This window comes from Legionella jamestowniensis (assembly GCF_001467745.1).
Lineage (GTDB): Bacteria > Pseudomonadota > Gammaproteobacteria > Legionellales > Legionellaceae > Tatlockia > Tatlockia jamestowniensis.
This window is the reverse complement of the sequence record NZ_LNYG01000004.1, coordinates 18,433-37,858: the sequence shown is the minus strand read 5'-3', so window position 1 is coordinate 37,858 and position 19,426 is coordinate 18,433. Positions and strand designations below refer to the sequence as shown.

Here is a 19,426-nt window from a genome sequence, read left to right as displayed (position 1 = left end):
CGGTATAACTTCGTGAATGGACTGCGCTTTATGTAACTACTATAGTATAGTATGAAGAGTAAAAGTCCATTACCGAAAAGTAAAATTTATGAAAATCAAAAAAAGCACCCGATTAGTAGGCATTATCAAACGTATTTTTAATGTCCGTGCATGGATTGATTTCGATCGAGTTAGAGCGTTTACAGCCTATTTAGCCGCTGGCTTTCAAAAGATGTTTATCCCGCAACAGACCGAAGCGGGAGAATCTTTTGAGGCTGCGGTGGCAAGAATGAATTTAAGCGAACAGGAATTGCAGGCCAAACAAATTGCATTATACCGTTTAAGTTTACTCATGTGTTTGGTTGCAGTGGGTATTTTTGCCTATTCAATTTACCATTTGTATTATGGTAGCTATCGAGCGGTAATTGTTAGCCTGGTTTTAGTGTTGGTGGCTTTGGTCTTAGCCTTTCGTTATCACTTCTGGTATTTTCAAATCAAGGAACGAAAGCTGGGATGCTCAATAAGAGAGTGGTACAGAGAAGGCCTGAAAGGTGATAAGCGATGAATAGAATGATGTTGATATTACTGGGCCTGCTAGCCCCAGCTTTGGCTCTTGCTTCTGATGGGTCTTTTAGTAATCCATATTTTAATTTTTCTCCACCACCACAAGATTACTCTGTAATCTTTTTGGGCAATATTTTTGGCATTGTTGATGGTGTTTTACACGGTACCGGTAGTCAGATTATGGGTACTATGTTCGGTGTATTTAACTCGGCGGTACTCGCTTTAGGTGGCATTATTATCATGTACACCTTATTAGTATCCACCATGAATACGGCCCATGAAGGTCAAATGCTTGGCCAAAAATGGTCATCCATATGGGTACCCATGCGTGCTACTCTTGGTTTTGCATTATTAATACCCAAAGGTTCAGGTTATTGTTTAATGCAAATCTTTGTAATGTGGATTGTTGTTCAGGGGGTAGGGGCCGCTGATAAGGTTTGGGAAGCTGCATTAAGTTATTTAAATCGCGGTGGTTTAATTATTCAAACCCAAATGGATCCCACCAAGTCAATAGAGGCTGGTAGTAGCAATGATATCGCATCAGGTGCAGGTAAGATTCTTTCTGGTCAAGTCTGTATGTTGGGCTTGCAAGCTGCTTTGGAGAATCAACGTCAAAATTACCTTAATAGCAAACAGAATGGATCAGGTCCATGCGCAGGTACACCTTCACAAACCATGCAGAATTTTTGTAATACGGCCGTTCCGGATTTTTTAAGTACTGTCAATGTTGTTTCTGTTCAAAATAGCAATACTCCTAGTCCCACCAGTCCTAACTTCACAGTTCCCATGCCTAATTTTACTGATGCGCCATATTCTGCATTAAATGGTATTTGCGGTTCCATTGCTTGGAATGTATTTTCTGGCGCGAATAACCTTACGGACCCCAATAATTCGAGTGGTGTCGTAATTTCAAAGAGTGAGTTGCAAACAACTCAATTCTCGCGAGCGATCGCTATCCAGCAGATGTACACGGATCTTGCCATGGTAGCGCAAATTATGGTTAATAATGATCCTTTATTAAATCCGCCAAATACCAACAACAATAATAATCAACCTTTAGAGCTTAATTTTTCGGCCAACGCCGTTCAACAATTTGGCGTCCCATTGAATGAAACTGGTCGGAGTGTGTGTTCATCATCGGATGTTAAATCTGGCACTTGTAAACTCTGGGGTGCTGACCCGACCAGTACGAATGATTCGTCCCCACTTTTTAATGGTACGGAATTTCAAGGTGCCGTGGCTGATTATAACGGTATCTTAGCACCCGCGTTAAATTTGGTGGCAGAAGCTAAAAAGGGAAGTGATGCAGCGTCAGAACGTAAGTTTATTACAGATGCCAACAATTATGGTTGGATTTTGGCAGGAAGTTACTTTTTTGATTTGGCAAAGTTAAATTCAGCATCGAATATGAAAAAATCAGGGGAACAGACTGATTCAGATTCAGGGCTAGGGGAATCTAAGTTTACCACTCAAAATATGCAAAATGCGTTTGGTCAATCATCTGGACAATGTGCAGGCCCTCCCTATGGTCTTCTTTGTGAATGGATGAACGGTGATGCCACGGCTGTAAATCAAGTGATTGGGTTAATTGATGGCTCCAATGTTTCGTCGACGAGTGCGAAACCTTCATTGCCTTCAGGTGGTGGCATTAGCAATATAGTGGGTGGGGATTCAACAACCAAGCCAGAAACGGGAGCCTACTCTTCTACAGTCTATGGGTTTCTCATGAATTCCTTGATGGTGAATTTGGCTAAACAACCAGGTCAAACGCCACCGCAGTTTACGATGAAGTTTAATATGAACTTTGATCTTTCAAAATTCAGCTTGCCTGATCAGAGTTTTCCCTGTGGAAGTATAATGACTTTATGTATAGGTAGACTGATGGGGAACATTTTTTATAATTTGATTATAAAAACAATATTCAACTTCTTCTTGAATATCGTTGCCCAAGTTATCAACATGGTGGTGATGGCCTTTCTTTCCGTTCCATTGCTTGGTATGGGGGCAATTTTCCAATCAGGGGTAGCTATTATTCAGCAGCCTACGGTCAACCCGGTCATTGCGCTGGCGAATATGGGGGTAAACTATATTAATTTTGCCAACGAATTATGGATAATTTTGCTGACTACAGCAATCACTACTTCTTTAATCCCATTATTTGGTATTTTCATCTTTGCACTGATATCTATGGTCTTCCCATTGTTGTTTGCATGGATGGCAGTGATGTTGAGTATTGGTTTTGTGACAGCCTACTATATTCCCTTCTTGCCTTATATGATCTTTACCTTCGGTTCCATTGCCTGGTTGATGGTTGTTATAGAAGCGATGGTTGCAGCACCTATTGTAGCGCTTGGCGTAACGCATCCAGAAGGACATGATGCTTTCGGTAAGGGTGAACAAGCCATTATGATTCTGCTTAATGTCTTCTTACGACCCACGATGATGATTATTGGTTATATCGCGGCTATCGCGTTGACCTACGTTTCGGTTTGGATAATCAATGCCGGGTTTGCGAATGCCATGTCCTTTATTCAGGGCAGTTCATCTGGATCAACCTGGCAGTTCAGCGGTTCAGCGGAAAGCCTTGTTCAACAGGCTTCACACATTAATACCACCCAAGGCTACACCGGTTGGGCGGGCATCTATGGTTTCTTCTTCTCTATCTTAATCTATACCACGATGTATTTAATTGTGGTACAGAAGGCATTTACTCTCATTGTGGTCTTGCCTGATAAAGTCTTGCGTTGGATTGGAGGGCAACCAGAAAGCGTTGGTCAAGAAGCTGCTCAGTGGGGCGAAGAAGCCAAAGGCCAAGTAGGCAAAGCTGAGGGTGCTACAACGAAAGCTGCTCAGCAGATTGATTCTGCATTGACTGGTTATGGTAAAAAAGCCTACATGAAAGCCACTGGTGCCCTCAAAGGCTCTGGTCCTCAAGTGGGTCTTTCCAGTGATGCTGGCGATTCTAAGCCGAGTAAAGGGGGCTAATGGTTAGTGGGGATCCCCTTACCCCACTTTCTTTTCTTGGTTTATTTCATGCTATAAAGCTTTACCCCCAAGGCCATAATGAATATTAGGTGTTTCCAATGCTTTGGATGCCGCCTCTTCAAATAATTCTATTGCTTTATCTTTTTCTAAAGATAAAGCCAGACTTGTAATATTAGACGGTTGTTTACCAGTCCATAAATTATAGGCTACTGAAAAATTTGGATTAAGGATAATTTTTTCGTCTAAGGTAAAGCTCCTGTCTAGTGAGGTTTTGGTCTGTTGTCTATATAGTCGCAACTCACTTTTAATTGATTATTAAGTGGTTTACGCGAACATTTAATTGCCGCTACTATTGCTGTAGCAGGAACTTGATAAGCAATTGCCTCGTAAGCATACAAAGGCCAGGCTGCATAGGTCGTTAAATTGTCGTGTTCTACTTCCTGACTAGCAAAAAAGTGATAAATATTATTTGCTTGTTTAGCTTGAAAGCTGTGTAAGTCAATAACTAGATTTTTACTATCGGTAGGTGTTCTTACTGTTCTCGCTAAAACAGGCATATTGTTTTTATGCTCACCCTCAGACGGATAATCGATTTGAGTCGACTCTGGAAGGATAACCGTAAATTAAAAACTAACAAGTCGTTATTTGAAGAATTTAAGAATGCAGGTCTGATTCCTAAAAAGAATATACCGATGAGCTACCTATCCATGTAGCGATTGAAGCTGGACGGATGGATTTAGTTCGACAAGTAATTAGCGCTGCAGGAAACCTTCAAGCAGCAGGTGATATCTGCCGGATGAGTGTTCTTAATCCAGCTATTCTAGCTGTTCTTAAAGGGAAAAAAGATTCTCTTGAAATGTTAACGTTTTTATTGAGGCAGGGTGCCAGTACTCAGACACCGGATACCTATAATTTGCCAGCGATAATGCAAGTTCTCTGTGCGGGAGTTTTATATCTCTCAAAGAGCGAGGGAAGGAAAGTTAAAGAAGGGACGGTATTTAATTTAGTACAGCTACTACTCAAACACGGTGCGACTCTTAATGTAATTAATCCTAATAGTGGTGAGATTCCTTTGATGGCAGCTATGGACAAGGGTTATAAAACACTATTTGACTTCTTTTTAGAGCATGCAGATGCAGATACATTTAATCAAAGAGCATACTTCAAACCAAATTATCTGGTGTTTCAGTTATTGGATAGACATCGCAATCGGTTAAGTCCATTAGATACTCCAGCACTTTTGCCACAACTTAAAAGGAAAGGGGTAGAGTTTGATAAGGTCATTGATTACAAGTATGCGGTGTCTCCTTTTGGCGCTACTTCTCATAGTGAAAAAGGAGAGGTATTCGCGCAAAACATCTCTTTACTGCATTTCTACATCGAAAACCTGACGCGCAGTCTAGATGATCTTTTCTACTCAATGGATACACATCTTGAAATAATTCAAGCTCTGATTACAAACGGGACTAATCCTAATTCAAAAGCAATGTTTGTCTTGACGAAAGAAAAATCAGATGGAACTAAAGAAAAAACAAGCATGGAGCTTACCGCTGCTGAGTATCTAAGAAAAATTGCAGATAAAGTAATTGACCGCTATAGCTATAGTACTGATGCTTATTTAATTAAGACGTATCAAAATGAGCATGAATTTTTAGAATATATTACTTATGAAACGAAGGAAAGACAAACAAGGTTACACCAAAGGTTTCATCAATTTAGAAATCTGGAACGCGTATTATCTGGAGAGAAGCCTCTGTCTTATTCAGGATTACCCAATGTAAGAAAAATTGAAAAATTGGCTACGAGAAAGGAAGGATCTTTTGTTAAAACAGAAGAGCTCAATCCTAATACGTTTGAGGCTCAATTAATTAGTGCAAGGATACTACAAAAACAAAACGATTGGAAAAATTTAAAAAATGCCCTCGTTGCTTATGTTAAAGAAGCCGGCTCCTTAGAAAATTTTTTAGCGCGAGTAGGGCAATTTAAAAAACCGTTACAACTTCATTTTGATGTAACAACCGATGCCACAGGAAATGTGGTTAGCTACGGTTCGAGGTTGTATCGTTTTTTCCATTATTTTGACCCCTATCACTTTCCAAATTCTTGGGAGTCACTAAGACAATTTGGACAAGATATCTATGGTGTAGACATTAATACCCAATATGCTCAAAATAATACCGTATCAATGTTAATGGGATCATGAATAAAAGATGTTTGTTGCTACAAATCGACAGACTGAAGAACCTCAATAATGGATTGGGCTCTGCTTACAGGAGATTTTGAATGCAGCTTTGCTGCATTCAAAAACGAGATGTAGGGAATTCACGAAAGCCTCTATCGACAACATATAAAAATTTTGTCCTGCACTAAGCCACGAAGGTTTCCAGCACGTCATTCTGAAGGTTAACATAGTTGCTTAAAGGGATGTATATCGGAAAATTTTCCCAAGCAGCTTGCGCTGCTTTCTAACGTGATAAGCATTGGCTTAGACCATCCTTAAAAACGTCATTCTGAGCGTAGGGAAGAATCTCCTGAATGTGCACTAGGACTTTCATTGTGAGGTTTTTTCCCATGTGTATTCAATGGAGCTAAGACGTCCAGAATCTCGTCTATAAAGAAAAATTATCGTTGATATTCTTTAGTACCAGCGATAATTATTTTATAAGTTCGCTCACTAATCAAACCTTGCTCAAATTTATTCTTGGCATCAACTGTCATCAATTGCCCGCGTTGACGCACAAGTTTACGTGTAGTAGAGGTAACTTCGTTAGGATCACCTTCTAGTAAAATATCTCGCGCTTCCTCATCAAAAACAAGATATTCACGTAAGGCAACGCGTGTGCCATCAACTGTAGGAACAAGTTTTTGCCAAATACAAAGGCGAATAGTTTCTAGAATATCGATGGTGCGCCCTAAGCGTTCCTCTCCAGCGAATGAGGTTACCAGTCGTCGCATAGTTTCTGCAACACCGGAAGTATGTAGCGTTGTATAAACGGGATGTCCTGTTAAAGCAGCTTCAAGAGCCGCACTGATGGTCTCCGCATCTCGGCACTCTCCAACCATGATCAAGCGAGGTTTTCGACGTAAGGCATTTCTAACGCCGTCAGCAAAGTCAGGTAAATGTCGCGGAATTTCAGACTGACTTACTACAGCTGAGACCGTTTCAATCTCATCATAAACGAATTCTATTGGTGCCTCATATGTTAAGACTTTTCTATTAGACTCTTCTTTTTCAATTAATTCACGAATAATTGAGGCTAATAGTGTTGATTTACCTGATCCTGTTGCCCCGGTAATAAATACAATACCTTCCTGTGGTGCAATTGCTTCTAGGATATTATCCGGGAGTCCCATTGTTTCCAGTTTCGGTGGGGTAGTAGGAATAGTTCGTAAAGTAATTTGAATGGCGTCATGACCTTCAACTAAGCAGGACGTGGCATTGACACGGTAACGGTAACGCACGCCTCGATTAGGGCGAAATTCATAATGGGTATCAATATCCTTGCCGGATAATAACTGTGTTGTCGCATTAGGACCATAAATGGAATTAATTAAATCGCCTAGCTCGGTATTAGACAAGCGGCGATTGGTAATTTTGTATAATCGACCGTATACTTCCGCAAAGATGGGCTCACCCGTTTGAATGGTAATGTCAGAGGCAGAAAGACTTTCTGCATGTTCTAACATTTTATCCATAAAGACCGGCGTAAAGCGGGTGGGCTCGTCTGGCATCAAATGAATATTAGAATTACTACTGCTCATATTTATTAACTAACAGGTTTATCATTAATGGGGGCAATGACAGGCTGCCATGCCTTACTGGTTATAGTAATTTTAGTGCTTTGTGCCAATTTTTCCATGTTTCTGAGCTGCGCGAGTGCGCCTTCATCTTTTGAAACGGCCGCTATCCACTCTTTGCTATCAATATTTAAAGCAGGTAGGGCTGTAATTCGCAGCACTCTATCGTCGATGTGAATTTCTGAGCCATCACCAGTTACACCCAAATCAGTATGCGAAACAAAAGGTGGTGATACCATGTTCATCGCTAATAATTTGCGATAGAGGATCATGCCGGCAAAGTCTTCTTTAATTCTTGCGACACTTTCTTCAAGAATAATACCTGCCTGTTCAATCCCATTTTGCCAGCCTTGTTCTATATAACGGCACCAAAGCATTCTTTCTTGTTTAGTTTTAGGTAATAAAGTTACATTAGGGCAATCAGGTTTTCGGTAGTCCATCCACAAGTACTGTCGCCAATTAGGTGGTGTGGTAATGAAGCGGGCTTGCTTGGCTATCTTGTAAGTGCGATCTGAAATACGAATGGTTTGTGTGTCGGCCAAATTTAAAGTGTTACGGCCTTCAAGTAAGACTGGAGGCAAAATATTGTGTTCAAGAACCAGTGAATTGAAATCAAAAATAGCGTCTAAATTTCGTGCCTGTTTCGTTAATTGTTCATCGATTATTTTAGCACGCCAGGCTAGTCCGGCCTGAGCTCCTAAACTTAACGCGGTTTCTTTAAGCGCCATTTCCCGAATTTTACCGATAGTCGCTTTACTGCGGGTTTTTGCACTTTTGGTGTTGGCCAATGCTTTTAAACCCGCAAGAGAACCTGTATCTGCCACGATTACTGTGCGATGACAGGCAGCTAATAAAATAGTAAATAAAACACAAAGACTAAGAATAAAGTTTCGCATAGCGCAATTCAACAACCTGACTGTTAGGGTAAACATAGATAGTAGCTTTCTTTCCTGCCTGATAATCAATATCACGCAGAATTTCAGCCAAGCTCATATCTTTAGCATTAAGACTAATTAAAACAGGAACAGCGGGTTCCTTCCCCAGCACACGTAAACGAAAATGCGCAGCTCTAGCAATACGTAAAGTTAATTCCTCAATAGGACCTGACCAATCCACGGAAGCACGTGCCTGCAGGTTATAAGCATTGGGAATGGTTAGGGTATTATCTTTATTCTTTGGAAGAATAACTTTTTCAACACGTTGCATTTCCAACATTGAATCACTGACAGACGATGCCGCTTGTGCAAGTTTAATGGTCGCATCATCGCTCGGCGCATTAAGCGGCGGTTTCATGTAAATCACGCCACCACGGCATCCAACTAACAACATGGCGGAAATAATAAACACAACGAGCTTGTTGATCATTTTTTTGACTTTATAAACGATATGCACTGCAATGATTGAAACAGGAGCATGGCGCCTTGTCAAGGAAAAGACGTCTTGAGCCAAGCTGTTAGTTCTTTTCATAAAGGCCATAGATGACTTGTCCTGCTTGTTTGGATTTTTTTTCAGTCCAATAGGTGGTATCAGGCGAAATTTTATCAGGGGATTCAAGATAAACCAAGCCTCCTGAAACAAGTAAATCAGCGTGTGCCAATATTCTAAGACACTCTGAAAGGTAATCTTTGGCAAAGGGGGGATCAAGAAAAATAATATCAAAATGTTCTGTGCTTTTTGCAAAATAGGCAAATGCATCGCATTGCACCACAGAAAGGATGGGTGAATTAAATGAAGAGGCTATTTTTTTTAGGTTAGCACAGGCATTGGGGGACGATTCAACCAGCACCACGCGGCTGGCACCCCGTGAGTAAGCTTCAAAGCCCAAGGCGCCACTGCCAGCAAAGGCATCAAGACAACGCGCGCCCTGAATATCATGCATCAACCAGTTAAAAAGTGTTTCCTTAACCCGATCTGGGGTTGGGCGCAATCCTTCTGACTCGGGGAAATAAAGTTTCTTACCGCGATATTTTCCACCAATAATCCGAACAGTTTGTTTCACAATTTCCCCACTGAAACGACAAGCATTTTATTAAGATGCACTTGTTTTTGAAAGGCTTCTTTAATTTGAGAGGCGCTTACTGCATTAATTTTGTCTATATAAGTATCTAAATAATTATCAGGCAAACGATAAAAAACAAGACGAAGAAGCATACTGGCAATACTGCTATTACTTGCCAGTGATAAGGGGAAACTGCCTGTTAAATATTGTTTAGCGGCAATTAATTCCGCTTCTTCTGGCCCTTCGGCCATAAATTTGGCCAAAGTGTCTTCTGTTAATTTCAAAGCAGTAGTTGCCTGTTTGTTTTGTGTCGCCAGGCTAATTAGGAAAGGCCCATTTCCTGGCATCGGAATAAATTGACTGCTTACGCCATACGTTAAGCCACGCTTTTCACGCACCTCATTGGCCAATCGAGAAACCAGGGCACCGCCCCCTAAGATATAATTGCCTACGGTTAGTGGAAAGTAATCCGGGGAATGGTGATTAATGCCAATTTGCCCCAACCGAATAACGGTTTGGGATGAAGGAAAATCAATGTCTTTTTTTTCACTGGTAGTCAGTTGTGGTGCTATAGGCACTTCTGGAGCCGCTTGACCTTTGGGTAACTGCTGAAGGAGTTCGTCTGCTAATTCATGGGCTTTTTTCTCATCAATGGCGCCCACCATTACAATAACCGCATTGGAACCAACAAAGTAACGCTTGTAGAAGTCGTGCACATCGCGAACTTGAATGGCATTGACACTGTCTTCTGTACCAATGACTGGATGGGCATAAGGATGGTTTTGATATAAATTTTTAAAAAAGACAAGATTAGCAACATCATCGGGGGACTCTTGATTTTGAGCGATGGCAAGCAATTGTTGGCTTTTCTCTCGGTGAAAAGCATCCTGTGGAAAATCTGGCTTGTTTAAAATTAAATGAAACGTTTCAAGCGCTTGTTGAAGGGCTTCTTGCGTGGTTAATGTTTTCAATTTTAAAACAATCATGTCACGACTACTGTCGGCGCTGTATTGAGCGCCTATATTGGCGAATTTTTCTGCAATTGTCGTGGCATCCAAACCGGCATTCCCCTGGCTTAATAAATCGCTTGTTAATGCACTTAAACCGTAATGCTTGCCGTCATAGGCTGAGCCTGCTCTAAATGCAATGTTAATATCCAGCATTGGCACTTCAAGGGCTTGATAAAATACCACTTGCGCTCCATTTGCAGTTTGCCATTTTTGTAGCTTAAAAGAGCTTGCCAGTAATGATTGCGACAAGCAAAAAATTAAGGCTGTTGTGACTAGGGTTAATCGTTTCATGCTTGTTCCTCTTGCGGTACAGGAATTAATAACGTTTCAGTTTCTGCAATATCTTTAAAATAATGTCGGGCTACTTCTTGTATTTGCTCAGGCGTAATCTCGTTAATTCTGTCGACATAGGCTTGTGCTGTTTGCCAGCCCAAACCTATCGTTTCTACCAGGCCTAATTCCATAGCTTGGCCAAAAATTGAATCCTTCTCAAAAGTTTTCTGGGCTATCAGCTGCGTCTTAATTCGTTTTAATTCTTCCGGACTGACTAATTCCTCTTTTAAACGAGTTAGTTCTTTGAGCATCGCTGTCTTAAGTTCATTGACTGTATGATTCTGGGAGGGAGTGCCAAATAGAATAAACTGGGTTTGAAATCTGGCATAGAGGTTATAATAAGTGTCCAAACCACTCGCTACATGACTACCACGAATCAAATTTTTAGAGAATCGTGCGCTATCTCCAGCATCTAAAATCCCTGTAATCAATTCAAGGGCATAAGGTTCCCAACTGTTTTTAGCGGTTTTTACACTGGGAACTGTATAACCAAACATCAGTAGAGGTAATTTTGCCGGTGCATAGACTTCCACGGATTTTTGGCCAAGTGCTGGAGGCTCTATTTGCAAACGTCGGACGTAATCAGTTCGTTTGCTTATGTTGCCAAAATACTGAATAGCCATTTGATGCACTTTTTCTGCATCAACATCACCGACTACAACCAACGTTGCATTGTTGGGGGCATAAAACCGCTGATACCAATATCTAAGATCATCAATACTCATTTGGTGTAGGTCGCTCATCCAGCCGATAACGGGATGATGATAAGGGGTAGTTAGATGGGCTGCGGCTAAATGACGTTCAAAAGCAAGTGCCTGCGGGTTATCATCGGTGCGTAAGCGTCGTTCTTCGCGAATTACTTTGATCTCCTTGCCAAATTCTTCTTTATCCAGCAAAAGGTTTTGCATGCGGTCGGCCTCTAATTCAAAGGCAATAGGTAATTTCGAAGCGGCTACTTTTTCAAAATAAGCGGTATAATCAAAGTTAGTAAAGGCATTTTCCTGCCCACCAACCGCTGCAATGGTTTTTGAAAAAATGCCCAAAGGATGGGTGGGAGTCCCTTTAAACATCATATGTTCCAAGGCGTGGGAAACCCCTGTTAATCCACCGGGCTCATCGGCTGAACCTACGTTATACCAAATCATTGAAACGGCTACAGGAGCCCGGTGATCTTCCTTTACGAGTACCTTAAGGCCATTCTCCAACATAAATTCTCGCACTTGACTCACAGCCTGACAGGAAAGCGCCGTTAAGAAAATCATTAAAGCGATGCGCATGGATTAACTCCGAAGCAAAAAAAGTGATAGAATTTCATATTTCCTTTGTTTTGTATACTTATGATTAAATGGTTTAAACGAAATCAAGAAGAAGCTGCCCCAGTTTCCAAGGCCTCTGAAGAAATATCCCTACCCGTCGAAGAACGGGAACAGGCCGATAGTCAAACAGCCATACCTTCTACAAAGGAAGGATTTTTTGCGCGTTTCAAGAAAGGATTAAGTAAGACAAGGCAGCAGTTTGGAGATAGTGTCGGTCGTTTATTGTTGGGCAAAAAAGAAATCGATACCTCTATTCTTGAAGATCTTGAAACACTCTTGCTAAGTGCTGATTTAGGGATTGAAACATCACAACTTATTTTAAAACAATTAATCGACGCTTTGGCCAGAAAACAATTAACGGACGGTAATGCTGTTTTTCAGGCATTGAAGCAGCGTTTGGAAGAGATACTGCTCCCTTGTGAAAAACCATTAAACCTCGAAACGCCTGACAAATCACCTTTTGTTATTTTGACCGTTGGCGTTAATGGGGCTGGTAAAACAACGTCCATTGGCAAAATGGCAAAACAATTCCAGCAACAAGGTAAAAAAGTAATGTTGGCCGCAGGCGATACTTTTCGTGCCGCTGCGGTAGAGCAATTGCAAGTTTGGGGTGAGCGCAATCAAATCCCTGTGATTGCGCAACATACAGGGGCTGATAGTGCCTCTGTTATTTATGATGCTTTACAAGCAGCCCGGGCGCGTGGGATTGATATTTTAATTGCTGATACGGCGGGGCGTTTACATACCCAGAGCAATTTGATGGAAGAGCTTAAAAAAGTGAAGCGTGTAATGCAAAAATTAGATCCGCATGCACCTCACGAAGTGTTACTTGTTTTGGATGCTGGCATAGGACAAAATGCACTTAATCAAGCCAGGCAGTTCCATGAAGCTGTTGGCTTAACTGGCATAATGATGACAAAACTGGATGGGACTGCAAAGGGCGGGATATTGTTTGCAATTGCTAGTGAGTTAGGCATTCCTTTTCGTTATCTAGGAATGGGGGAAGGGATAGATGATCTTCGTCCCTTTAATGCATCTCAATTTGTTAGAGCAATTTTTAATGATGATCAAATTTGACCAAGTTACCAAGCGTTATCCAGGTGGGTTTGAAGCATTAAGCCAAATTAATTTTTCGCTCCAGAGAGGTGAAATGGTTTTTCTGACAGGGCACTCTGGTGCTGGGAAAAGTACACTGCTTAAACTCGTTGCCATGCTTGAGAATCCCTCATCAGGGCAAGTTGAGGTGAATGGAATACGTTTAAATCACCTGAAAAAAAAAGATATCGCAGCTTACCGTAGTAGTTTGGGAATTACTTTCCAATCCCCTAATTTATTAAACGATCGAACTGTTTTTGATAATGTTGCCATGCCGTTACAGATTCAAGGCCTTGCTCCCCCTATGATTACCAAGCGTGTGCATGCAGCCCTGGATATGGTGAGTTTACTCAATAAAGAAAAAATGTTACCCATTCACCTGTCGGGTGGTGAGCAGCAAAGGGTAGGTATCGCTCGAGCCGTGGTGCACAAGCCTGCTCTTCTTTTAGCAGATGAACCAACAGGGAATCTAGATCCAAGTTTGTCCTCTGAAATTATGAAGTTATTTGCTCAGTTTAATCAAGTGGGTGTTAGCATCCTTATTGCTACGCATGATTTGGCATTGATTGCTGGAATGAAACATCGCATTGTTATGTTAAAAGGAGGGAGGATGTGTTAAATACTATTCGCTCGCTTGCATCCTATCATTTACAAGCTGCCAGCAACAGCTTAAATCTGCTTTGCCGAAAACCTATGGCAACCATGATGACTGTCATTGTTATCGCAATCACATTAACGTTGCCCGCCCTTTTTTGGGTTTTCAGTGATAATTTAGAAAAAATAACCAAAAATTGGCAAAAAAGTGGACATATTTCGCTTTATCTCAAACCTGCATTGTCTTCTGCGGAAGAAAAAAATACTCTTGAACAAGTACAAGCTTTGGCAGGAGTAGGTAAAGCCAGTTTGAAAACTCCTGCGGACGGTTTACAGGAGTTGCAGCAGCAAGAAGGCATGCATGACATTATGCGCTATCTCCCTGAAAACCCTTTACCTGCTACTATTGAAGTGATTCCAGCGCTTGCCGTTAATCAACCTTTTCAGATAGAACAATTATTTAATCGTTTGAAAGTCTTACCGCAGGTTGAACAAGCTAAATTAGACATGGAATGGATAACACGTCTTCATGCCATTCTTGGTTTTGCTAATAAAGCGGCCCATGCAGTAATGGCTCTCTTAGCCTCGGCGGTGGTATTGATTATTGGTAATACGCTACGGCTAGCTATTCATAATCGTCATGAGGAGATTCAGGTACTTAAATTAATTGGTGCTACTGATTCATTTATCGCGCGTCCATTTTTGTATTCAGGAATATGGTTTAGCTTGGCGGGAGCAATATTAGCAGTGCTTTTTGTAAATATTTTTATGCTCAGCTTTGCGGTGGCTATTAAACAATTGGCTTCAGCCTACCAAATGAATTACCCTATCATGGGCTTATCAGTAAGGCAGGCCTATTTACTAGTTTTAGTTTCAACCTTATTAGGCTGGTTAGGGGCTAGATTGTCAGTAAATCGTCAACTTGCTTCAATTGAGCCCTATAATTAGTTATAATAAGGGATGAATTTACCAAGCTTCTTTTAATGCACTTTCAAGTATATATGATGTTGGTAATGGAGGATGTATGAATCAGCAGTTACAGTTAGCGTCATTAAACTTTCCAATTGGTAGTCTCGATGCTTATATTCATCGAGTCAATCAAATACCAATGCTATCTGCTGAAGAAGAGTATGATTGTGCTGAACGCTTCCAGGTTGAAGGTGATTTGGAGGCCGCTCGCCGTTTAGTATTAGCTCATTTACGCTATGTCGTGCGCGTTGCGCGTGGCTATTTAGGTTATGGTTTGCCCCTTAATGATTTAATACAAGAGGGTAATATTGGCCTTATGAAGGCAGTTAAGCGCTTTGACCCCAAAATGGGTGTGCGCCTTGTGTCTTTCGCTGTCCATTGGATTAAAGCCGAAATTCATGAGTTTGTCCTTCGCAATTGGCGTATTGTTAAAATTGCTACTACCAAAGCGCAGCGTAAGTTATTTTTTAATCTTCGCCACATGAAAAATCGCTTGGGTTGGTTTAGTCGTGAAGAAGTTGATGCCGTGGCCAAGGATTTGGGTGTCAGTCGTGAAGACGTATTGCTTATGGAGCAACGCCTTAATGCGATGGATACTTCTTACGATTCACCTATTTCAGATGATGAGGATGAAGCATTTAAATCACCAGCGAATTATCTTCATGATGATAATAGTGATCCTGCTCAATTAATCGAACAGGAAACCAGTGGCGAACGCGGGAGAGAACAATTATTTTTTGCCCTGGAGCAGTTGGATGAGCGCAGTCAGGATATCTTGCAGCAACGTTGGTTAGCAGAAGACAAGGCAACTTTGCACGATTTAGCCGACAAATATGGTGTGTCTGCCGAGCGTGTTCGCCAATTGGAAAAAAATGCGATGAAAAAACTTCGTCAATATATGGAAGCTGAAGCGTAGGACAGTTCGATAACCTCCTCTTTTCTCATGCTCTGTAGCAGTAGCCCGGTTGCTTGCAACCGGGATAAATTGCCAATCTAAATGGTGAACTGCTTTAATTTGTCTTTAACTACTTTAAAAGTTTAGGAAAGTTAAATAGAAGTCTCCCCGGCTGCAAGCAACCGGGCTACGTTTACTACCTTTACTATGCATTACTGCAGATTTTCCAGCCTTTTTTTAAGCTTCAGCTTAGTTTCTTGATCAGCAAAAGAAGCATCAATAGCCATTACCGTAAAGAGCTTCATTTGCTCATCGCTATAATTATATCCTTGCTGCACGCGCTGGTATTCATTGGCCAAACTGGTACGAAAAAAGGGTGGATCATCAGAGCCAAGGCTGATGGAAATACCTGCTTTCAGCAAGTGTGGTAAAGGATGGCTGGATAAATTTGGAAAAAGACCTAAAGCGATATTACTGGAAGGACAAATTTCCAACGCAATGTTCTTATCAATAAGTTGCGAGATAGTTTCTGGTGAGTGTATAGCTTGTACCCCATGCCCGATGCGTTTAACTGGAAGGTATTGAATTGCTTCTAACATGCCGTCAGCCGGGGCAAATTCACCGGCATGCACGGTGCACTGTAATCCACCTTTAGCAGCAATATTGTAAGCTTCAGTAAATAATCGTGGCGGAAAATTAATTTCATCACCCCCTAAACCAAATCCAACTACACAGGGCATATTTTCTTTAATGGCTTGTTTGGCAACTCTAACAGCGGCGTCAGCGCCGAAATGACGCACAGCAGTTACAATAATTCGACCGATAATTGTGTATTTTTCTTCTGCGTCATCAATAGCTTGTTGAATCGCCTTTAAGTGTTCGAGCGACGGTATGTTACTTGATTTTTCAGCATGATCTGGTGAGTACATCATCTCCACATAGAGTGTATCTTCCAATGCGTTCATCTTTAAATAGTTAAAGGTAATATCATAATAATCTGCAGGACATTTAATAACTCCGGCAACAATATCATAGGTCTTTAGGAAATCCGGAAAATCTTTAAAATGATAACTTTGGCCGTCCACTGCCATAAGTGAATCGGGCAAGGAAAGTTGGTTGCGGTCGGCCAATTTCTTGGCTAATTCTGGGGTAATGGTGCCTTCCAAATGGGTATGTAGCTCCGCTTTTTTAATGGCCATAAGTGTATCCTTTCTCTGCTATACTAATTCTGGATGGCAACTTGTCGCAAAACCCGCTAAAATTACACCTTTTAGTATAATACGTAAAGCAGGATTATTCATGAGTAATGAAGATATTGATAAATTTTACGTCAGCCCCTATGACAAATTTTTGTTTGAGTTTGATGCGACTCATGAGAAATCTGCATCACAGTTAAAAGAAATTAAAAAGCATCAACGCATTGCCTATCTCCGTGATAATCCTAATCCAGCAGGTAAAGAAGATGAGCTCTGGGAAGGTTTCTAACCTTTTAAAGATTATACGTAAGACTTCAAAAAAGGCCTTTAGCAGATACTTTAAGTAGGCTTATTCGTCTTCATGCTTAAAATTGTTAATTCTTTTTCTAATTTCACCATTAAATCCAGTTGACAGCGAGGTCGAGACCTTGCTGCAACCGGGTTTCTAGCATCCCTATTGCATCAAAACACGAATTCGGAATGCAAACCGATATCAATTTTTATTTTTCCTTAAGTATTAGCGCTTCACATTATTGTTTAAATATTAAACAAATTGTGTTAAAATGAATTTCTTCGTTGAGTTAGACTTTATAGAGTTCGTAGAGGGGAAAATGAAGTTATCATCCAGTTCAGTCAAAGCCATTTTAGGAGACTCAAAAGAGGTTTTAGTGTATGGATTTAGTAACTGCCAGTATGGTTATGTTGCTCGTGCTTTAAATGCCTTACAAATCAAAGCAATGATTAAGGATAGCTTTAAAAATGAATTTGAGATGTTAGCATTTGACAGCGAATCTCATGTTCCTAATGCTAATCAAGATTTAAACAGTAATGAATATCAAGAATACATGGAGCGTGAAAAGACTATTCTTTTTGCCCGTGAGTGTAAAACGCTTATTACCAGCTTATGTGTTAATAATTTAAAACGTAAACAAAACAATGAACCCATTATTCCACTACTATTTTGTGTAGAAGCGGAATTTCCTGGTTACTCTGTGTCATTAAATATCAAAAGTGTTGCAGAAAGCCATCCTATGCTAGGAACTTATATTACGGATGAAGAATTGCGTCGTAGTTTTAAAATGTCGACTTTTGAAACGAATCCTGAATTTAAAGCGGTTATTAAGGAGACAATTAAATTCGTAAAATTACTTCCCGACTCCTTTGAGCCAGACAGCTACCACCTCCAATCTATAGCTCCTTTTTGGGAAAAACCCGAATGGCCGTCCGCTTGGGATAAACGCCAACCTATGAAAACACCAGCCGCACTAAAGACGAAACAATTCCCATGGAGAGAAGTGACATCTCAGAAAGTATCAGCTATTTTGCAAAACCAGGGGTTATTCAAAGAGTCGGGGGCAGAAGATGCGGAGGATCAGAGAGCCCCAGCAGATAACCCTGCCTCTTCAGCAGGGATGGCTTCAATTGCTTAATATATCAGTTAACCCATAAGTGCATGCAAGATTTTATAAGCCAGAATAGTGAGTATTGAGGCTGCAGGTAAGGTTAATATCCAGGAAGTGAAAATATTACGGATTACAATTAAGTTTAAAGCACCGATACCTCGCGCTAAACCCACGCCCAAAACAGCACCTACCAACGTTTGAGTAGCAGAAACAGGAATACCTGTACTGGTAGCAACGACAACCGTAGTTGCTGCAGCCAATGTTGCCGCAAAAGCGCGGCTAGGTGTTAAAGCGGTGATCGAGCTGCCTACGGTTTCAATGACTTTACGTCCATACATGAGGAAGCCAATAACAACTCCTGCACAACCGAGGAAAATAATCCAGCCCGGATAGCTGGCTGTTACCAGTGGTTGGTCGGCATGCATAATAAGACTATAAATTATCGTTAAAGGGCCCACTGCCAATGCCACGTCGTTTGAGCCATGGGCAAAAACCATCGCACATGCTGTTAAGCCCATTAACACAGCGAAATATTTTTCTACCTGAAGGAAACGTTCGCGGCGTCGGATTCGTGGCATCTCAGGGATATGTTTAATAATAATCATACCAATAATGGTAAGACTGATACTAGAAGCCAAGGTGACGGCCAAATCCTGTTTCAAATTTAAGTGAATATCGAAGTGATTTAACCCTTTAAAGACAGTAATAAATGATAAAACGGTTCCTACGAGGAAGAGGTAAACAGGGATATACCACTTCGCTTTCTCTAAAGGATCACTTTTAATAAAAATGGTTTGCTGAATACTTAGAAATAAAGCGTAGCCTGTAATTCCGGCAATGAGTGGCGACGTAACCCAGCCAATAGCAATATAATAAACTTGCTGCCAGTGAATAGCATTTGTTCCTAAGACAACGGAACCAAAACCTACCATGGAGCCTACCAGCGCATTGGTAATTGAAACTGGGACGCCGAGATAGCTTGCCAAATTCATCCACACTGTACAGGCCATTAAAACGCCTAACATCCCCTCTATAAGAATTAAAGGTTGATTGGACAATTGGCTGCTATCAATGATTCTGTCACGCATGGTTTCTGTAACATCACTGCCGCCAAGGAAAGCGCCTGCAAATTCAAATACAATGGCGATAAGCATGGCCTGACGGACGGTAATTGCTTTTGAACCCATGGTGGTACTCATGACATTGGCTAAATCATTAGCACCTACACCCCAAGTCATCAGGAAACAAAAAGCAACAGCAAGGATAAACAATAAAAAAGGATAATCCATA

At 41.0% G+C, this 19,426-nt stretch carries 18 protein-coding genes; 9 read left to right on the top strand and 9 right to left on the bottom strand.

Annotated features, from left to right (window positions below; translation table 11 throughout):
- Window positions 1-88 precede the first annotated feature (88 nt).
- Together icmV and dotA are read left to right on the top strand one after the other, a co-directional pair.
- Window positions 89-544 (top strand): type IVB secretion system protein IcmV, encoded by a 456-nt coding sequence (gene icmV, locus Ljam_RS01275; protein WP_058448333.1) that lies wholly within the window; start codon window positions 89-91, stop codon window positions 542-544.
- On the top strand, window positions 541-3,528 hold the full coding sequence (gene dotA / locus Ljam_RS01270; protein WP_058448332.1) for a type IVB secretion system protein DotA: 2,988 nt from the start codon (window positions 541-543) through the stop codon (window positions 3,526-3,528). Before icmV ends, dotA begins: the two co-directional genes overlap by 4 nt.
- A gap of 260 nt (window positions 3,529-3,788) precedes the next feature.
- On the opposite strand, the gene Ljam_RS01265 is transcribed toward dotA, so the two are convergent.
- On the bottom strand, window positions 3,789-4,085 hold the full coding sequence (locus tag Ljam_RS01265) for a hypothetical protein (protein WP_058448331.1): 297 nt from the start codon (window positions 4,083-4,085) through the stop codon (window positions 3,789-3,791).
- 173 nt (window positions 4,086-4,258) lie between these two features.
- Here Ljam_RS01265 and Ljam_RS01260 point away from each other — a divergent pair, with 173 nt between their 5' ends.
- Complete coding sequence (locus tag Ljam_RS01260; RefSeq protein WP_058448330.1) at window positions 4,259-5,731, top strand: ankyrin repeat domain-containing protein; 1,473 nt, start codon at window positions 4,259-4,261, stop codon at window positions 5,729-5,731.
- A 419-nt stretch (window positions 5,732-6,150) separates the two neighbouring features.
- On the opposite strand, the gene dotB is transcribed toward Ljam_RS01260, so the two are convergent.
- From dotB to Ljam_RS01230, 6 genes are read right to left on the bottom strand one after another with little or no spacing between them, the layout of a single operon-like run.
- Entirely contained in the window at window positions 6,151-7,260 is a 1,110-nt protein-coding gene (gene dotB, locus Ljam_RS01255) for a Dot/Icm type IV secretion system ATPase DotB (protein ID WP_058448329.1), read from the bottom strand.
- Between the two features lie 35 nt (window positions 7,261-7,295).
- On the bottom strand, window positions 7,296-8,222 hold the full coding sequence (locus Ljam_RS01250; RefSeq protein WP_058448328.1) for a type IV secretion system DotC family protein: 927 nt from the start codon (window positions 8,220-8,222) through the stop codon (window positions 7,296-7,298).
- On the bottom strand, window positions 8,203-8,802 hold the full coding sequence (gene dotD / locus Ljam_RS01245) for a type IVB secretion system lipoprotein DotD (protein WP_238583670.1): 600 nt from the start codon (window positions 8,800-8,802) through the stop codon (window positions 8,203-8,205). Before dotD ends, Ljam_RS01250 begins: the two co-directional genes overlap by 20 nt.
- Complete coding sequence (gene rsmD / locus Ljam_RS01240; RefSeq protein ID WP_058448327.1) at window positions 8,780-9,325, bottom strand: 16S rRNA (guanine(966)-N(2))-methyltransferase RsmD; 546 nt, start codon at window positions 9,323-9,325, stop codon at window positions 8,780-8,782. Before rsmD ends, dotD begins: the two co-directional genes overlap by 23 nt.
- The gene (locus Ljam_RS01235; RefSeq protein ID WP_058448326.1) at window positions 9,322-10,626 is read right to left on the bottom strand and encodes a M16 family metallopeptidase; all 1,305 of its coding nucleotides are present in this window, start codon (window positions 10,624-10,626) and stop codon (window positions 9,322-9,324) included. Before Ljam_RS01235 ends, rsmD begins: the two co-directional genes overlap by 4 nt.
- Entirely contained in the window at window positions 10,623-11,945 is a 1,323-nt protein-coding gene (locus Ljam_RS01230; RefSeq protein WP_058448325.1) for a M16 family metallopeptidase, read from the bottom strand. Before Ljam_RS01230 ends, Ljam_RS01235 begins: the two co-directional genes overlap by 4 nt.
- 60 nt (window positions 11,946-12,005) lie before the next feature.
- Between Ljam_RS01230 and ftsY the strand changes: the two genes are divergently transcribed.
- The 4 genes from ftsY to rpoH all read left to right on the top strand — a co-directional run bounded on the left by ftsY (window position 12,006) and on the right by rpoH (window position 15,558).
- Window positions 12,006-13,061: a signal recognition particle-docking protein FtsY gene (gene ftsY, locus Ljam_RS01225; protein ID WP_058448324.1), complete on the top strand. Its 1,056-nt coding sequence runs from the start codon at window positions 12,006-12,008 to the stop codon at window positions 13,059-13,061.
- Window positions 13,048-13,698 carry a cell division ATP-binding protein FtsE gene (ftsE, locus tag Ljam_RS01220; protein WP_058448386.1) on the top strand — a complete coding sequence of 217 codons (651 nt, stop codon included), beginning with the start codon at window positions 13,048-13,050 and terminating at the stop codon, window positions 13,696-13,698. The genes ftsY and ftsE overlap by 14 nt, the downstream gene beginning before the upstream one ends.
- A complete protein-coding gene (gene ftsX / locus Ljam_RS01215) occupies window positions 13,692-14,621 on the top strand; it encodes a permease-like cell division protein FtsX (RefSeq protein ID WP_058448323.1) in 930 nt (309 codons plus the stop codon). Before ftsE ends, ftsX begins: the two co-directional genes overlap by 7 nt.
- A gap of 76 nt (window positions 14,622-14,697) precedes the next feature.
- Window positions 14,698-15,558 carry an RNA polymerase sigma factor RpoH gene (gene rpoH / locus Ljam_RS01210; protein ID WP_058448322.1) on the top strand — a complete coding sequence of 287 codons (861 nt, stop codon included), beginning with the start codon at window positions 14,698-14,700 and terminating at the stop codon, window positions 15,556-15,558.
- Between the two features lie 191 nt (window positions 15,559-15,749).
- Here the strand turns inward: rpoH and add are convergent, their stop codons facing one another.
- Window positions 15,750-16,736 (bottom strand): adenosine deaminase, encoded by a 987-nt coding sequence (gene add, locus Ljam_RS01205; RefSeq protein WP_058448321.1) that lies wholly within the window; start codon window positions 16,734-16,736, stop codon window positions 15,750-15,752.
- A gap of 100 nt (window positions 16,737-16,836) precedes the next feature.
- Here add and Ljam_RS01200 point away from each other — a divergent pair, with 100 nt between their 5' ends.
- Together Ljam_RS01200 and Ljam_RS01195 are read left to right on the top strand one after the other, a co-directional pair.
- Window positions 16,837-17,022: a CBU_0585 family protein gene (locus tag Ljam_RS01200; protein ID WP_058448385.1), complete on the top strand. Its 186-nt coding sequence runs from the start codon at window positions 16,837-16,839 to the stop codon at window positions 17,020-17,022.
- 322 nt (window positions 17,023-17,344) lie between these two features.
- Complete coding sequence (locus Ljam_RS01195) at window positions 17,345-18,163, top strand: hypothetical protein (protein WP_058448320.1); 819 nt, start codon at window positions 17,345-17,347, stop codon at window positions 18,161-18,163.
- Between the two features lie 8 nt (window positions 18,164-18,171).
- On the opposite strand, the gene Ljam_RS01190 is transcribed toward Ljam_RS01195, so the two are convergent.
- A complete protein-coding gene (locus Ljam_RS01190; RefSeq protein WP_058448319.1) occupies window positions 18,172-19,425 on the bottom strand; it encodes an inorganic phosphate transporter in 1,254 nt (417 codons plus the stop codon).
- Window position 19,426: the final 1 nt, after the last annotated feature.

What these genes read in the sequence shown, in the direction of transcription:
- Ljam_RS01260 (WP_058448330.1), top strand. Translation starts at nt 4,259, where the DNA reads ATGGATTTAGTTCGACAAGTAATTAGCGCTGCAGGAAACCTTCAAGCA.
- Ljam_RS01230 (WP_058448325.1), bottom strand. Translation starts at nt 11,945, where the DNA reads ATGCGCATCGCTTTAATGATTTTCTTAACGGCGCTTTCCTGTCAGGCT.
- rpoH (WP_058448322.1), top strand. Translation starts at nt 14,698, where the DNA reads ATGAATCAGCAGTTACAGTTAGCGTCATTAAACTTTCCAATTGGTAGT.
- dotA (WP_058448332.1), top strand. Translation starts at nt 541, where the DNA reads ATGAATAGAATGATGTTGATATTACTGGGCCTGCTAGCCCCAGCTTTG.
- ftsE (WP_058448386.1), top strand. Translation starts at nt 13,048, where the DNA reads ATGATCAAATTTGACCAAGTTACCAAGCGTTATCCAGGTGGGTTTGAA.
- Ljam_RS01235 (WP_058448326.1), bottom strand. Translation starts at nt 10,626, where the DNA reads ATGAAACGATTAACCCTAGTCACAACAGCCTTAATTTTTTGCTTGTCG.
- Ljam_RS01200 (WP_058448385.1), top strand. Translation starts at nt 16,837, where the DNA reads ATGAGTAATGAAGATATTGATAAATTTTACGTCAGCCCCTATGACAAA.
- icmV (WP_058448333.1), top strand. Translation starts at nt 89, where the DNA reads ATGAAAATCAAAAAAAGCACCCGATTAGTAGGCATTATCAAACGTATT.
- dotD (WP_238583670.1), bottom strand. Translation starts at nt 8,802, where the DNA reads ATGGCCTTTATGAAAAGAACTAACAGCTTGGCTCAAGACGTCTTTTCC.
- Ljam_RS01265 (WP_058448331.1), bottom strand. Translation starts at nt 4,085, where the DNA reads ATGCCTGTTTTAGCGAGAACAGTAAGAACACCTACCGATAGTAAAAAT.
- ftsY (WP_058448324.1), top strand. Translation starts at nt 12,006, where the DNA reads ATGATTAAATGGTTTAAACGAAATCAAGAAGAAGCTGCCCCAGTTTCC.
- Ljam_RS01250 (WP_058448328.1), bottom strand. Translation starts at nt 8,222, where the DNA reads ATGCGAAACTTTATTCTTAGTCTTTGTGTTTTATTTACTATTTTATTA.
- dotB (WP_058448329.1), bottom strand. Translation starts at nt 7,260, where the DNA reads ATGCCAGACGAGCCCACCCGCTTTACGCCGGTCTTTATGGATAAAATG.
- add (WP_058448321.1), bottom strand. Translation starts at nt 16,736, where the DNA reads ATGGCCATTAAAAAAGCGGAGCTACATACCCATTTGGAAGGCACCATT.
- Ljam_RS01195 (WP_058448320.1), top strand. Translation starts at nt 17,345, where the DNA reads ATGAAGTTATCATCCAGTTCAGTCAAAGCCATTTTAGGAGACTCAAAA.
- Ljam_RS01190 (WP_058448319.1), bottom strand. Translation starts at nt 19,425, where the DNA reads ATGGATTATCCTTTTTTATTGTTTATCCTTGCTGTTGCTTTTTGTTTC.